A 14,255-nucleotide genomic window follows, 5' to 3' on the forward strand; every position below is an offset into this window, starting at 1 on the left:
GCTCAATTCAATCTAGGACGGATCGCGGCGGACTCAAGCGCGCCGTGCGCACAAGCTTTGCTGCGCGTCAGGCAAAGCGCGCTTTGGCGGCGGCAAGCATCTCGGCGGGAAGCGGAAAAAGCTGCGGGGTCTGAGTGTAGAGCACGGCGGCAGCGACCTCCCGCCCCGGATAGATCGCCTCCAGCGCGGCGACATAAGCAGCCATCTGCATCACCGTCGCGTCGGGGATATCGGCCAGCGTTTCGGGCGGGCGGCGCGCAGTCTTGAAGTCAACCACCGTGATCTTCGTCGGCGTAACGAGCAGGCGGTCGACCGTCCCGGCAACGACCTGCCCGCCGACGATCGCCGAGAACGGCACTTCGGCAAGCGCATCCCTTCCGAACACATCGGCGAAATCGGGTTCGGCGATTACGCCCAGCGCACTGCGCGCAATTTCTGCTCGCGTGTCCTCTCCCAGATCGTCCGCCTGCCGCGCCAGCCACGCCCGCGCCGCTTCTTCGCGCCGGTCGGCCGCTACCGCGGGCAGGCGTTCGAGCAGCGCGTGAATCAGCACCCCGCAACGCGCGGCAATCGCCAGTCGATCGGCGGCGAGCGGCGGGTCGGCCGGTTCGAATTCGCCCATGGCCGAGGGAGCGAGCGGCCGCGGCGGGCGCGGCTCTTCCCCGACCGGGCGGCGTGCCCACTCCGGCAAAGCGAGCGCAAGCGTAGACGCCTTAGAAGCGCCGTCCGAAACGGGCTCCGGCTTTACGCCGAACTCCCACCGGCCGCCCCAGATGTCGTCCTCCAATGCGTCCTCGCCGAACAGCGGGCGCAGCCGCGCGTACCAACTGTCCTCATGCGCCTCGCCCTTCTCGCGCGGCGACAGCGAGCCGCCGATGAACAGCGCCTCTTCCGCGCGGGTCATGGCGACGTAGAGCAGCCGCCAGTGCTCCTGCATTTCGGCCCGCGCCGCGGCCTCATGCGCCGCCGCGACCAGCCCCACGCGCTGGTCCTTAGAAAGGCCCGGCAGCGGCACGATGTTTGGTGCGTACTGCCCCGGCACGTCCTCGCGCAGCGCCAGCGCGCCCGGCGCGCTCGGCCGGCCCGCCGCGTCGGCGAGGATGACGATCGGTGCCTGCAATCCCTTGGAGCCGTGAACGGTCATCACGCGGACCTGGTCCCCGCCCTCGCCCGCCTCGCGCTTGAGTTCGCCATCGCCCGCATCGAACCACTGGATGAAGCCCTGCAGGCTTGCGACGTGGCTGGAAGCATAGGCGTTTGCGGCGTTCAAAAGCTCGTCGATCGGATCGCCCGCCTCGCGCCCGAGCCGCTCAATCAGGCGACGGCGGCCGTTTGGCGGACCGACCAGCACGTAATGGAGCAGCGCCTGAGGCGTTTCGTAGTCGGCGCGGCGCAGTATCTCGCGCAGGGCGGCAGCGGTTTCGCTGGCTTGCGCGTCTTCGCTCGTCCGTAAGTGTTCCCACAGCCGCACGTTCGCAGGCCGGTAAGCAAGCCGCAGGAGATCCTCCTGGCTCCAGCCGATCAGCGGCGACACCAGTAGCGCGGCGAGGTTCAGGTCGTCGAGCGGCTGCGCGGCGAAGCGAAGCACCGCCATCAGGTCCTTCACCGCCAGCGGATTTCCGAGCCGCAGCCGGTCCACACCGGCCACCGGCACGCCATAGGCATAGAGCCGCGCAACAATCAACGAGGCAAGCTCGCGCCGCTTGCGCACGAGCACCATAACATCGCCCGGTCCTGCATTGCGCGCCCCGCCCTTGTGCAGCGGGAAGCCATCCTTCATCCAGCGCGCGACCTGCCGGGCGATCCGTTCCGCCATTTGCCGGTCATGCCGCGAGAGCCAGCCCTGTTCGCCGCCCTCATCGTCCTCGTCGTCGCTGCCTTCGGGGGCGCTGACCGTGTTCCACAGCGTCACGAGGCCCGGACGCGTCTCGCCTACATGCGGCTCCGCCTCGCGCGGCAGGCCGAATGCTTCCGATCCGATCGCCGCGATCGCCTTGTCCACGAAGTCGAGCACTGGGGCGGAGGTGCGGAACGACTGGCCGAGCCCGTATTCGCGGAGGCTGCGTGCATCGGGTCCGCCGCGCAGGTCCGCCGCATTCACCGCTGCCTCGCCCATGCGTTTCGCGACGCGGGTCTTCGCGACCTCGAAATTCTCGGGCGAAGTCCCCTGGAAGCCGAAGATCGCCTGCTTGTAATCGCCGACGGTAAAGATCGTGCGCGCCTTGCCCTCGTGGGCGGCAAGCCCGTCGTAGAAATCGTCGATAAGCGCGAAGACGATCGCCCACTGGTCCGCATTCGTATCCTGCGCCTCGTCGATCAGCACGTGGTCGAAGCGCCGGTCCATCTTGTATCGGATCCACGGCGCCATTTCCTTCTGCGTCAGAAGCTGCGCAGCGCGGCGGATCTGGTCGTCGAAATCGATCAGCCCTTCCCGCGCTTTTGCTTCTTCCCATCGCAGCGAGAAGGTGCGCCCGAGTTCCAGCATCGGCGCGAGGTAGTCCGCCAGATCGACCAGCGCGCAGTAGCTACGAACCCGGCCCAAGCTTTTTGCAACTGCTCCCATCGCGTCGCCATAATTCGGGTCGCGCTTCACCAGCGCAGCGAGCGGCGTGCCCGTCTTGGTAAGTGCAGTGCCGTAGAAGCCGTCCAGTTCCGCCAGCCTTCCGGCGGGATCGAGCGCGAGCCAATGACTCGTGAAGTCCGCCGCTTTCCGCCCCGTCGCGGTGTTCCAGTCGCGCGCGATTGCCAGCGCATGGTTGAGCTCCGACGCCGCGAAACTATCGTCCTCGCAAAGCGCCGCCGCATCCTCGCGCCGCGCCTCCGCCGAAAGCCCGAGCAGTCGCCGCGCCCGTCCGCCCATCGGCGGCGACCATGCGCCCGCTCCGGTCCACAAATCGTGCGCTCCGGCGCAGCGCATCAGCCAGCCGAGCACCGTATCCGCGCCCTTGCGCCGCGAGAGGTCGGCGATCGTGCCGAGCGTGGCTTCGTCGCCGGTTCGCTCCGCCTCGGCGAGCATTTCGCCCAGCACCTGCCGGCTCAGAAGGTCGCGCTCGCGGTCCTCCATCGCCCGCGTTCCGGGCGCGAGGCGTGCCTCTTCAGGAAAGCTGGCGAGCAGATATTGCGCGAAGGCGTGGATCGTATCGATCCGCAGCCCGCCGCCGGGACAATCGAGCACGCTGGCGAACAGCGACCGTGCCCGCGCCAGGCTTTCGGGGGTAGCCGGTGCGCCGATATGTGCAAGTTCGCGCCCGAGCCGCTCGGCAGGCAGCCGGACCCAGCGCGCCAGCACATCATTGACCCGCACCGCCATTTCCGCGGCCCCTGCCTTGGTGAAAGTCAGGCAGAGGATCTCCTCCGGCCGCGTATCGGGGCGCAGCAGTAGGCGCAGCACCCGGGCGGAAAGCACCTGTGTCTTGCCTGTCCCGGCGGAGGCCGAGAGCCACACGCTTTCGCGCGGATCGACCGCGTCGAGCTGGCCGCCGAGCAGCGGATAGACCGCTCCGCTCATGCGCCGTCTCCGTCGAGGCGCGGCAGCCACTCGTCCAGCCGCATGAGCTGGTCGTAATCGGCATAGGCGGGGAAGTCGGGATTGAGGCGCGCGGTGAACGGCTCGCTGCCCTTGATGAAATCCGAAATGGCGCGATCCAGAAATTGTGCGGTCGTCGGAAGAAACGCGTCCGGCTCAATCCCGCTGCGCTTCCTGCCGACCTTGAGCGGTGTGTCCGTATAGCCGAACTCGCCGTCGCGGTTCTTCGCCAGCGACCAGTATTCGAACGTCTTCGCCTCGCCCGAAACGCCCTCGAACCCGCCCCGCTCCGTGATCATGCCGATAAGGCCGAGCTGCAAGGCAAAGCCGGCTTCGACCATTTTCGCGCTCGGCGGAGAGCCTGTCTTGTAATCGACGATGGCGAGCGAGCCGTCTTCCAGCCGGTCGATCCGGTCCGCGCGCCCGTGGATGCGGACGCCGTCCACGATCATCTCGCCTTTCCGCTCGACTGCGATCACCTGCCGGTCGGGTTCGGCCCGGATCGCGTCCTCGACCCATTCGAGCGCTGCCATCAGCCGCGGTTTCCACAGCCCGCGTGTCAAGGGATGCGCATCCATCTGCGTCAGCACCCGCTCGGCAACCGGAGCAAGCCGCGCTGCCGGATCGCTCGCGCGTTCCTTGTGCCATTGCTCGAGAATTGCGTGCGCCAGGCTGCCCTGCCACGCCGCGGTCGGCTCTGCATCGAGCGGGTCGAGCGCGCGCAGGCCGAGGATGGAGGACGCGTAGAACTGGTACGGATCGCCGAGCAGCCGGTCGAGCGCGGTCACCGCAATCGGCACGTCACGCTGCGCTGCATCGGGCATCGGCTGCGGGCGCGGATAGGTTTCGCGCGCGTCCTCAGTCGGTGCATCGATGGCACGCGCCCACTCGACCGGCTGCTGCCGCGCAATTTCGGAGCGCTGGTCGTTCTGCAACGCTTTGACGCGGAGCAGGAAGCGCGAGGGGATGGTCGGCCCGCTCTCGTCGCGCATCGCGCGGCTGAGCAGCACTTCGGGCGCACCGAGCGCACCCGCGAGATCGTGCGCGGACAGGCCGATGCGGAAGTCGCCTCCCGGAACGCCTAGCGCCCTTAGCACTGGCGGCGCGAGCAGCGGATCGAGCGATGCTCCGCCCGGCCAGACCCCCTCGTTCAACCCGCCGCAGATCATCAGGTCCGCGCGGCTCATCCGCGATTCGAGCAGGCCGTAGATCGCCACCCGCGAATGGCCGCCGTACGGGGGGCGTACTGCGATCGGCTCCATCCCGTCTTGCAGCACTGCCGCAAGGTCGCGCGGATCGAGTAGGGTGCCCGCTTCTGCGGCGTGAAGGCGCAAGTCCTCGACGAACGCCGCCAGCGCGCGGCCATCCTCCTTGGCCCAGACCTCGGTCCCGCACAGGCTTTCGACCTGCGCCGCGAGCAGGTTCACCATTTCGGCTAGCGACTGGTTCGCGTCGTCGCGGGTCGGCGCCAGCAGTGGCTCGAGCATCGCTTCGACTTCCGCCCACCAAGCGCGGTAGCCTCCATCGCGGTCATCTTTCGACTGCTTCTCGACCAGAGCGCGTAGCGGCTCCAGCCCGCCGCGAGGGCGCGGCCCGCGCAGGCCGCGCTCCAACCGCCGCACGCGCGACAGCCACGCGCCGCGCTCCATCGAACCCTTCGCCAACGGATGCGACAGCAGCGCCATCAGCGCGACCGGAGCGGCATCCTCCGCCATCGTTTCGGCCAGCAGCAGCAGTGCGCGTCCGGCAGCCGTCTGCGACAGCGGCTGTCCGGCGGAATCGTCCGCCTCAATGTGCCAGCGGCGCAGATGCTGGACGACGCGGCGCGCGAGCCCGCGGTCGGGCGTTATGACAGCCACCCGCTTCTCCGGCACTTCCAGCGCCTCGCGCACCAGCAGCGCGATCGCCTGCGCTTCTTCTTCAGGATTTGCGCTTTCCATCACGGTCACGCCAGAGAGCCGCCGCCTGTCCGCCGGAAGATCGGCCCAGACCCGGCTCGCTTCGGGCGGCAGGAACAGCGAGGCGATCGCATGGCTGCGCGCCGGCGGACCGGCAGCATCGCCGCGCCGGTGCCATGCGCGTACTTCCTCACGCGCTATGCCCATGCGGTTCAGCAGCAGCTTGAGATGATACTGCGGGTGAGTGATCGCATCACCCTTCGCGAAAGGCGTGTCGCCCGGCTCGGGGGCGTTCCCGGCGCGCCCGAGTTCGTCCCACACGTCATCCGGCATCGTCAGGTCGAAGTCGGGCAGGATCACCGCGCCGCGCGGCAGGAAGGCAATGGTCCGCAGCATCCGCGCGAGCGCCGGTGACGCACTCGTTACACCCGCCGCCACGAGAGGCGTTTGCGGCGGCTCCGCTTCCCATGCCTTTCGCGCGTGATCAAACAGCAGGTTGCGCCGCGTCGCGCTGTCCACCCGCCCCCACTCCCCCAGTGTCGCGAGCCATCGCGCCTGCATCCGTGCGAATATCCGCAAGGAAACCTGCCAGTGTTCCGCCAGATCGCCGAGCAGGTCGAGCACGGCATCGCCGGTCAGTTCTTCGGGACGTATCTCCTCGACCAGCAGCCGGTCCATCGCCGCGGCGACGTCGCGCGCCATCCGCAGCCGCGCCGCGCCTTCGGGCGCATCCTTGCCGAACTCCTCTTCGAGCAAAGCCGCGAGCGCGAGCCAGCGCCGCGTCGGATCGACCGCCGGCGGAATTTCCGGCGCGCCGAGCGGATCGAGCAGGCTGCCGAGCGCTTCGTCGAGATCGAGATCGCCGACCACCGCCATGCGCGGCAGCAGCATTCCCTCCGCCCCGATATTGCCGAAATGCCGCGTAAACGCTTCGGTCACGGTGCGGCGGGCGCGGCTGCTCGGCAGAAGCAGCGTCAGCCGCGCAAGTCCGAAATCCTCCTCAGCATAGCGCGGCACCAGCCCTGCAACCAGCGCATCGGCGAAGCCGCGGTGCGCGGCGATCGAATAGATTTCGGGCTGGCTCGCCGAAGCGCGCAGGCTGTCAGCCACGCTTCAGCGCTTCCTCCGTCGGGCGGATCGCCTCGGGCGTGCCGACCTCGAACCATTCGCCGGTGAAGCATACGCCGTAAAGCCGTCCCTCGTCGATCGCACGGTTCCACAGAATATTGGTCGAGAACTTGCCCTCGGGCGCTTCGCGCAGCAGCCGGTGCGAAACGAGCTGGATGCCGGTGTAGATGAACGGCGCGATCCGGCCCGATTTGCGCCGCGACAGGCTGCCACGCGGGTCCATGTGAAAATCGCCCTCGCCGCGGAAATTGCCCGCATGACCGTGCTCGACGAGCAGCAACAACGCGTCCATCGCTTCCGCGTCCCATTGCCTGCTCAGATCGGCAAAGGCGTTGCGCGGACCGTCGAGCCAGATGTTGTCCGAGTTGAGGCAGAAGAACGGATCGGGCAGCGCGTCTTTCGCCTTGATCATGCCGCCCCCGGTTTCGAGCAATTCGGCGCGCTCGTCCGAAATGGTGATGGCCGGTGCCTTGCGCTCCTTCAGATGCGCCTCCAGCGCATCGGCGAGGTAGTGGACGTTCACCACCGCCTTCGCGACCCCGGCGTCGGCAAGGTGATCGAGTGCGTGGTCGATCAGTGCCTTGCCTGCGACGCGCACCAGCGGCTTGGGCTGCGAGGCGGTCAGCGGGCGCATCCGCTTGCCAAGCCCCGCCGCCATGACCATCGCGGTGTCGCTGACGAGGCCAGCGTCAGGCATGGAGGTCTCCGCCGCCGGTCCTGCGGCATTCCGCCGGGATGTTGGCATCGAACCACGCCGCCACCGGGGCGAGCGCGGGATGCTTCAGGTCGCGTTCGAGCAGGTCCCAGACGCGCGGAATGAGGCTGAGGTAATGCGGCTTCGCGTCGCGCCGCGCGAGCCGCACGAAGATGCCGACGATCTTCGCGTTGCGCTGCGCGCCGAGCACTGCGTAATCCGCCTCGAAGTCCTTGCCGGACGCAGCAACGGCCTGGTAATGCGCGAGCATTTCCTGCTCCAGGTCAGGGGACACGTCGCGCCGCGCGTCCTGCAGGATCGACACGAGATCGTAAGCGGGGTGCCCGACCAGCGCATCCTGGAAATCGATCAGCCCCTGTGAGCCGTCCGGCGGCAGCATGATGTTTTCCGCATGGTAGTCGCGCAGTACCGTAACGCCCGGTGTCTGCCGCGCGATAAGCGGGCCGAGGACGTTCTGCCAAGCGGCCGCAAAGGCATCGGCATCGACCTTCAGACCCGCTGCCGGACAATACCATTCGGAGAACAGCATTGCCTCGCGCAGATAGGTCTCCATGTCGTATGGCGGAAACGGACCGGGCGGCAGGCGGTGGAGTTTTGCGAGCGCGTCGACCGCAGTCCGATAGACGTCGCGTTCCGCGTGCGGATTTCGGTCGAGGTGTTCGCGCACCCGGTCGTTGCCGAAATCCTCGATCAGCACCCATCCCCTATCGGGTTCCGCAGCCAGGATCTCGGGCGCACGCAAATCGTTCGCACCGAGCCAGCGCGCGACATCGATGAACGGCTTCGGGTCTTCGTGCGGCGGCGGCGCATACATCAGCATCGCGCTTTCATCATCGCCGCGCTTCACGCGGAAATAGCGCCGGAACGATGCATCGCCGGGCAGCGGATCGAGCTTCGAATCGCCCCACCCGGCGCGCTGCAGAAATTCGTGCGTTCCCGCCGGAATGTCGCTCATGGCAGCCTGCCTAGCCAAGCCCCACCTGCCCGCACAAGAGCGATGCGGCCATCGCCCCCCGCTTCGCCGCGTTTTTCCAGAGTTACGGTCAGACAGGCTTCCTCATGCGCGAAGCCGCCGGCCTTGTCCGGCCATTCGGCGAGTAACGCTGCGCCCTCGCGGTAGTCCTCGAGACCTAGTTCTTCGGCTTCCACAGGCTGCTCAAGCCGGTAGAAATCGGCGTGGACGACCGGCAAGCGCAGGTCTGCTCCGTCGTAGGTTTCGAGGATCGTGAAGGTGGGGGACGGCACCTCGCCTGCGTGCCCCAATGCCGCGACGATCGCGCGCGCCAGCGTCGTCTTGCCGGCGCCGAGATCGCCTTCGAGTTCCACGACGTCGCCCGCCTGCAGCCGGGCGGCGATACGGCTGCCGAACGTCTCCATCGCCGAAAGATCGGGCAGTTCCTCGCGCATTTCGCCTGCGCCGCTCACGGCAGCGTGATCGTCGCGGTCGTGCCCTCGCCCTTGCGCGAGACGATCTCGAGCGTGCCGTCATGCGCCTCGATCATCTCGCGCGCGATCGGAATGCCGAGCCCCTTGCGCCGTTCGAGACCGCTGCCGTCCTCCGACATTCGCAGCCCGCCGAGCGCCCTCGACAGCTGCTCCGCCTCCATTCCCGGACCGTTGTCGGAAATCGTGATATGCGTGGCCTTCCCCCGCCGTTTCAAATCGATGAGCAGCTTGCCCTCCGGCGGCGTCGCCGTAATCGCGTTCTCGAGCAGGTGCGTGATCGCCCTCCGCAATTGCTGCGGGTCCGCGTTCACCGTCAGTTTCTTGTCGCCGCGCAGGTCGAGCGTCAGCTCCGCATCGACGATCGCCTGTTCGCGGCTGCGCACGATCTGGGTCACGAACGGCAGCAGATCGATCGGCTCCTTCGAGATAGGCAGCAGCCCGGCTTCGCTCTGCGAGAGGTTCAGAACGGTTTCGACCTGTTCGATCAAACGGGTGACCGATTCGCGGATCGCATCGGCATATTCGCGGGCCTGATCCGGCAATTCGCCCGCGACACCGGACGAGAGCAGTTCCGCAAACCCCCCGATCGAGGTGAGCGGCGTGCGGAACTCGTAGGACATGTTCGCAAGGAACCGGTTCATGACCGCGTCTGCCTCCTCGAGCGCGCGATTGCGCTCGCGCAGGGCCTCTTCCGCATGATGCGCCGCGGTCACGTCGAGTACGGTCAGCAGCCCGTTTCCGTCAGGCAGGGGCACGCCTGCATATTCGAGCGTCCGCCCGTCGGACAGCATCACGCGCCCGTCGCGCTTCTTGCGGTCGAGCGTCGCGGCGCGGATGGTGTTCCCGATCGCCGAGGCGCGGCTCGGGTCGGCAAGCTTCGGTCCGATCAGCGCCAGCAGTTCCTCGGCATCGGGATGCCCGTCGAGCGCGGTTTCCTCCAAGCCCCAAGCACCCGCAAAACTGCGGTTCCAGATTTCGAGATCCCCGTCTGGAGCGAACACGGCCAGCGCCTCGAACAGATTGTCGAAAGTCGCGGTCCGCGTCCTCAACAGCGTGTCGCGGGTCGCGGAGAGCGCCAGCTGCTCGGTCCGGTCCTCGGCGATGAAGACGAGGCCGCCGTCGGGCATCGGCTGCGCCACGATGCGCAGATGCGTTCCGTCGGGAAGCGGCCAGGCCTCTTCCTGCGTTTCGCCGGCAAGAAACCAGCGCGAGAGTTCTTTGCGCCAGACGGGGAAATCGCGCACTTCGGGGATGCGGCCATTCTCGCGCGCCGCCATGAGCACGCGCTCGAAATCGGTCCGCTCGTTGACGACGCCCGGCGGAAGCGAGAAAACGCGGTGGAACGGCTGGTTGGCGAAGGTCAGGCGGCGCTCCGAATTGAACTGCGCCACGCCGATGGAGAGCTGGTCGAGCATCTGGCGCTGCGCATTGCGAAACGCCCGAAACTGGCGCGCTTGTTCCTCCATCTCCTCGATATCGACCGCGTAGCCCGCGATCCCCTCGCCGATCAACGGCAGGTCCGTTACGCGCAGCGAGCGCCGCTCGCCATTGATCGTCGCATTGACGATCCGCTCGATCGGAACGCGCCGCTCCGCCGCCTGCTGTGCGACTTCGGAAGCCGAGAGGCCGTCGACCTGCTCGACGAGTTCGATCTGCTCCGACACGACCGCATCGGCGCTGTTCGCGCCGACCGCCGCGACATAGGCACCGTTCACCAGCCGCAGCTTCGCATCGCTGCCGCGGAACCACATCGGGCTCGGCGCCGCCTCGATAAGGCCGACCAACGCGGCGAAATCGTCTCGCGCGCGGGCCGCGTCCTTGCGGAGCTTAATCAGTTCCTCTTCGCTCGCGGTGAAATCGAACACCCAGATGAGCGCCGCCCCGGACGGTGAAACCTCGGGATTGGCGAGCCCGCCCTTGAACGCGAGGCTGCGCTTCGATCCGACCGGCTTCATCGCCGTGTAGAATGGTGCCGCCGTCTTCTGCGTGCGCCGGACCATCGCGGTCATTTCCTCGACCTGGTCTTCGGTCAGGCCGCGGTCGGGCGAGGCGGAAAGCTCGCTGAGGTAGGACGGCATTTGCGCAAGGCCCAGCCACCGCGCGAGCCGGTCGGGCGCCTCGATCCGCCCGTCGGTCCGCACGAGAAGCGGAACCGCGGGCGATTCCTCGAGCATTCGGGACAGGCGGCGCGAGAGTTTCTTGCCCGTTTCGGCCGACCGGGCGCGCGTGTTTGCCCGCAGCACAAGCCAGGCCGCACCGGCCGTCCACGCGGCCAGCAACAATCCGATCAACGCCAGTGCGGTGGGCGCAATTTCCATCGCTCAACCGCTATTGCGAGAGGCGCGGCAATGCAATGCCCCGGCCCCTCGCCCGTCAGCGATCAGTAACGGTAGTGTTCGGGCTTGAACGGCCCTTCGACCGGAACGCCGATGTAGTCGGCCTGGCTCTTGCTGAGCTTGGTCAGCTTCACGCCGAGCTTGTCGAGGTGCAGCGCAGCGACCTTCTCGTCGAGGTGCTTGGGCAGTACGTAGACGTCGTTCTTGTAGTCGCCCGCGTTCTTCCACAGCTCGATCTGCGCCAGCACCTGGTTGGTGAAGGAACAGCTCATCACGAAGCTCGGGTGGCCCGTCGCGCAGGCGAGGTTCACGAGCCGGCCCTTGGCGAGAACGATGATTTCCTTGCCGTCGGGGAACTTGACGAGGTCGGTGCCGGGTTTGAGTTCGGTCCACTCGTAATTGTCGAGCGCCGAGATCTGGATCTCGCTGTCGAAGTGGCCGATGTTGCTGACGATGCTCATCGGCTTCATCGCCTTCATGTGCTCAGCGGTGATGACGTCCTCGTTGCCGGTCGTTGTCACGAAGATATCGGCGCGCTTGACCGCGTCTTCCATCGTGACGACCTCGAAGCCTTCCATCGCCGCCTGCAGCGCGCAGATCGGATCGATTTCAGTGACGAGGACGCGCGCGCCGCCGTTGCGGAGCGACTGCGCGCTGCCCTTGCCGACATCACCGTAGCCCGCAACGCAGGCGACCTTGCCCGACAGCATGACGTCGGTCGCGCGGCGGATCGCATCGACCAGCGATTCGCGGCAGCCGTAGAGGTTGTCGAACTTCGACTTCGTCACGCTGTCGTTCACGTTGATCGCCGGGAACGGCAGCTTGTCCTGCTTGGCAAGGTGATAGAGGCGGTGGACGCCGGTCGTCGTTTCCTCGGACACGCCCTTGATGTTCTTGACCGACTGCGTGAGGTAGCCGGGCTTCTTCTTCAGGAATTCCTTGAGCGCCCGCTGCATCTCGATTTCTTCGGCGTTCTGCGGCTCGGGCATTTCCTCGCCCGCTTCGATCCGCGCGCCCCACAGTGCGAACATCGTTGCATCGCCGCCATCGTCGAGGATGAGGTTGGCGGTCAGGTCTTCGTCAGCCTCGCTCGACCAGTCGAAGATGCGGCCGACATAGTCCCAGTATTCGGCGAGGCTCTCGCCCTTAACGGCGAACACCGGAATGTCCTGCGCAGCAATCGCCGCCGCGGCGTGGTCCTGCGTCGAATAGATGTTGCAGGTCGCCCAGCGCACCTCGGCGCCCAGTGCCACCAGCGTTTCGATCAGGACGGCGGTCTGGATGGTCATGTGGAGCGAACCGACGATGCGTGCGCCCTTCAGCGGCTGCGCTTCGCCGTATTCCTCGCGCGTCGCCATGAGGCCCGGCATTTCGGTTTCGGCGATGGCGATCTCGGCGCGGCCGTAATCGGCGAGCGCAATATCCTTGATGACGTAATCGTTGAAGTCGGCCACGAAGCAATCCTTGTCTGACGTTGTGTCGATAGAAGATCAGCGCGTGCCGGTTGAACGTGAAAAGGGGCCGCGCCGTTATGGCGCCGCCCCTAGACGTTTGCGTATGGAAGGGCAACCGACGGCGTCGGACGCTCCTTGTGATGACTTGCCGTAGCTTACAGTCCGGCGAAGGCCAGATTGGTCGAGCGGCGCTTGCCGAGCAGTTCGCCGGCTGCATCTGCCAGACGAGTAGGGTCGCGTTCCTTCGCAAGGCCTTGCGCGACCTTCTTGAGTTCGCCGCATTCGAGCCACGGATGCCCCTGTCCGTACTCGTTCGCCATGCCGACGCTGAGCCGGTCGAGTTGCCGCATCGCGCCCTTGTTGCCGTGCTTGGCCTGCAGGCTCGAACGCATCTGCCGGCCCGCGAGGTTCAGCGTCGAGAGATGAGCGGCAGTGAACTTGCGGTAATCGGCCTGGAAATCGTCCTTTCCGGTGCGGCAGCGCAGGCTCGTTACCATCAGCATGATGTCGAGCTTGCGGATGTTTTCCGCCGTCTTCAGGTCGGTTTCGGCCGACGCGCCGATGGGCGTGACGAGCATGGTCATCGCGGCGGCAGCGGCGGCAAGTTTCGAGATAGTCCCCATTTCGTAGTCTCCCCGTAGCCCGGTGAATTTTCGGGCAATTTCGCTTGGGCGAGGCTCCTGTTCCCCGCTCACAGCCAAAGTCGGGCATTTCGTTTAGGGATTCTTAAACAGAGAAAGTTTGCGCGGCTTAACCATCCTAGCTTCGGCGCGGGGGCAGCACACCGCGGCCCGAACGCTTGCTTTGATACGGGTAGCGCCTATCTCGGCTGCGGCTTTAACAACATGCAAGGCACCACATCATGAGCATTTCCGTAGGCGACAAAATCCCCGACACGACCCTGATCAAGCCGACCTCCGACGGTCCGGAAAAGCTTCAGTCCTCGGACTTTTTCAAGGGCCGCAAGGTCGCCCTGTTCGCCGTCCCGGGCGCCTACACGCCGACTTGCTCGGCCAAGCACCTGCCCAGCTTCGAGGAAAACGCTTCCTCGCTGAAGGAAAAGGGCGTCGACGAGATCGCCTGCGTATCGGTCAACGATCCCTTCGTCATGGGCGCGTGGAAAGACCACACCGGCGCGAAGGAAGTTACGATGCTAGCCGACGGCAATGGCGACTTCGCTGAAGCGCTCGGCCTGACGATGGACGGTTCGGGCTTCGGCCTCGGCCAGCGCAGCCAGCGTTATTCGATGCTGGTCGACGACGGCGTCGTGAAGCAGCTCAACGTAGAACAACCGGGCGATTACTCGGTGAGCAGCGCGGAACACATGCTCGAACAGATGTAATTCGCGCCGCGCGAGCAGATAGAGACGCGCCGGAGCGACAATGGCTGGTTGAGCCTCCGCGCGGCGTGTCCTATCGCTGCCAGCACCATGGCTGACCGAAACGACAAGACGAGCGCCCCCGATGCGCCGACCGGCACGCCGGAGCGCGTCGAATACAAGGTTCTGCTTGGCTGGAACCCGACCAATATGGGTGAGCGGGTTTCGCTGCGCCTTCAAACGCTCGACGCGGACGGTGCGCGCGAAAAAGAAGTGAGCGAGACGATCCTCTTCCTAAGCAAGACGCAGGCGATCCAACTTGCCGACAGCCTGTTCCACGTGACCGGCGAAACCGCACCCGCGCGGCGCAAAGCCCCGCTGATCGACCGGCTGTTTACCCGCAAATAGGCGCTTGGTGCCGTTAGACCCCTTTT

At 66.4% G+C, this 14,255-nt stretch carries 10 protein-coding genes; 2 read left to right on the forward strand and 8 right to left on the reverse strand.

The window, feature by feature from the left end; genetic code table 11:
* Positions 1-67: 67 nt before the first annotated feature.
* The 8 genes from addA to HUV48_RS04280 all read right to left on the reverse strand — a co-directional run bounded on the left by addA (position 68) and on the right by HUV48_RS04280 (position 13,126).
* A complete protein-coding gene (gene addA, locus HUV48_RS04245; protein ID WP_176266488.1) occupies positions 68-3,508 on the reverse strand; it encodes a double-strand break repair helicase AddA in 3,441 nt (1,146 codons plus the stop codon).
* Complete coding sequence (addB, locus tag HUV48_RS04250; protein ID WP_318656039.1) at positions 3,505-6,534, reverse strand: double-strand break repair protein AddB; 3,030 nt, start codon at positions 6,532-6,534, stop codon at positions 3,505-3,507. Before addB ends, addA begins: the two co-directional genes overlap by 4 nt.
* On the reverse strand, positions 6,527-7,249 hold the full coding sequence (locus HUV48_RS04255; RefSeq protein ID WP_176266489.1) for a nucleotidyltransferase family protein: 723 nt from the start codon (positions 7,247-7,249) through the stop codon (positions 6,527-6,529). The genes addB and HUV48_RS04255 overlap by 8 nt, the downstream gene beginning before the upstream one ends.
* Positions 7,242-8,222, reverse strand: coding sequence for an aminoglycoside phosphotransferase family protein (locus HUV48_RS04260; protein ID WP_176266490.1), 981 nt, complete (start codon positions 8,220-8,222; stop codon positions 7,242-7,244). The genes HUV48_RS04255 and HUV48_RS04260 overlap by 8 nt, the downstream gene beginning before the upstream one ends.
* Positions 8,219-8,674 carry a tRNA (adenosine(37)-N6)-threonylcarbamoyltransferase complex ATPase subunit type 1 TsaE gene (gene tsaE / locus HUV48_RS04265; RefSeq protein WP_176266708.1) on the reverse strand — a complete coding sequence of 152 codons (456 nt, stop codon included), beginning with the start codon at positions 8,672-8,674 and terminating at the stop codon, positions 8,219-8,221. Before tsaE ends, HUV48_RS04260 begins: the two co-directional genes overlap by 4 nt.
* Before the next feature lie 14 nt (positions 8,675-8,688).
* Complete coding sequence (locus tag HUV48_RS04270) at positions 8,689-11,031, reverse strand: PAS domain-containing sensor histidine kinase (protein ID WP_176266491.1); 2,343 nt, start codon at positions 11,029-11,031, stop codon at positions 8,689-8,691.
* A 62-nt stretch (positions 11,032-11,093) separates the two neighbouring features.
* Positions 11,094-12,503: an adenosylhomocysteinase gene (gene ahcY, locus HUV48_RS04275; RefSeq protein ID WP_176266492.1), complete on the reverse strand. Its 1,410-nt coding sequence runs from the start codon at positions 12,501-12,503 to the stop codon at positions 11,094-11,096.
* Between the two features lie 155 nt (positions 12,504-12,658).
* Positions 12,659-13,126 carry an S-adenosyl-L-homocysteine hydrolase gene (locus HUV48_RS04280; RefSeq protein ID WP_176266493.1) on the reverse strand — a complete coding sequence of 156 codons (468 nt, stop codon included), beginning with the start codon at positions 13,124-13,126 and terminating at the stop codon, positions 12,659-12,661.
* Between the two features lie 239 nt (positions 13,127-13,365).
* Between HUV48_RS04280 and HUV48_RS04285 the strand changes: the two genes are divergently transcribed.
* The gene (locus HUV48_RS04285) at positions 13,366-13,845 is read left to right on the forward strand and encodes a peroxiredoxin (protein WP_176266494.1); all 480 of its coding nucleotides are present in this window, start codon (positions 13,366-13,368) and stop codon (positions 13,843-13,845) included.
* An 87-nt stretch (positions 13,846-13,932) separates the two neighbouring features.
* Positions 13,933-14,229, forward strand: coding sequence for a hypothetical protein (locus HUV48_RS04290; RefSeq protein ID WP_176266495.1), 297 nt, complete (start codon positions 13,933-13,935; stop codon positions 14,227-14,229).
* Positions 14,230-14,255: the final 26 nt, after the last annotated feature.

The organism is Qipengyuania atrilutea, from assembly GCF_013370205.1.
Classification (GTDB): domain Bacteria; phylum Pseudomonadota; class Alphaproteobacteria; order Sphingomonadales; family Sphingomonadaceae; genus Actirhodobacter; species Actirhodobacter atriluteus.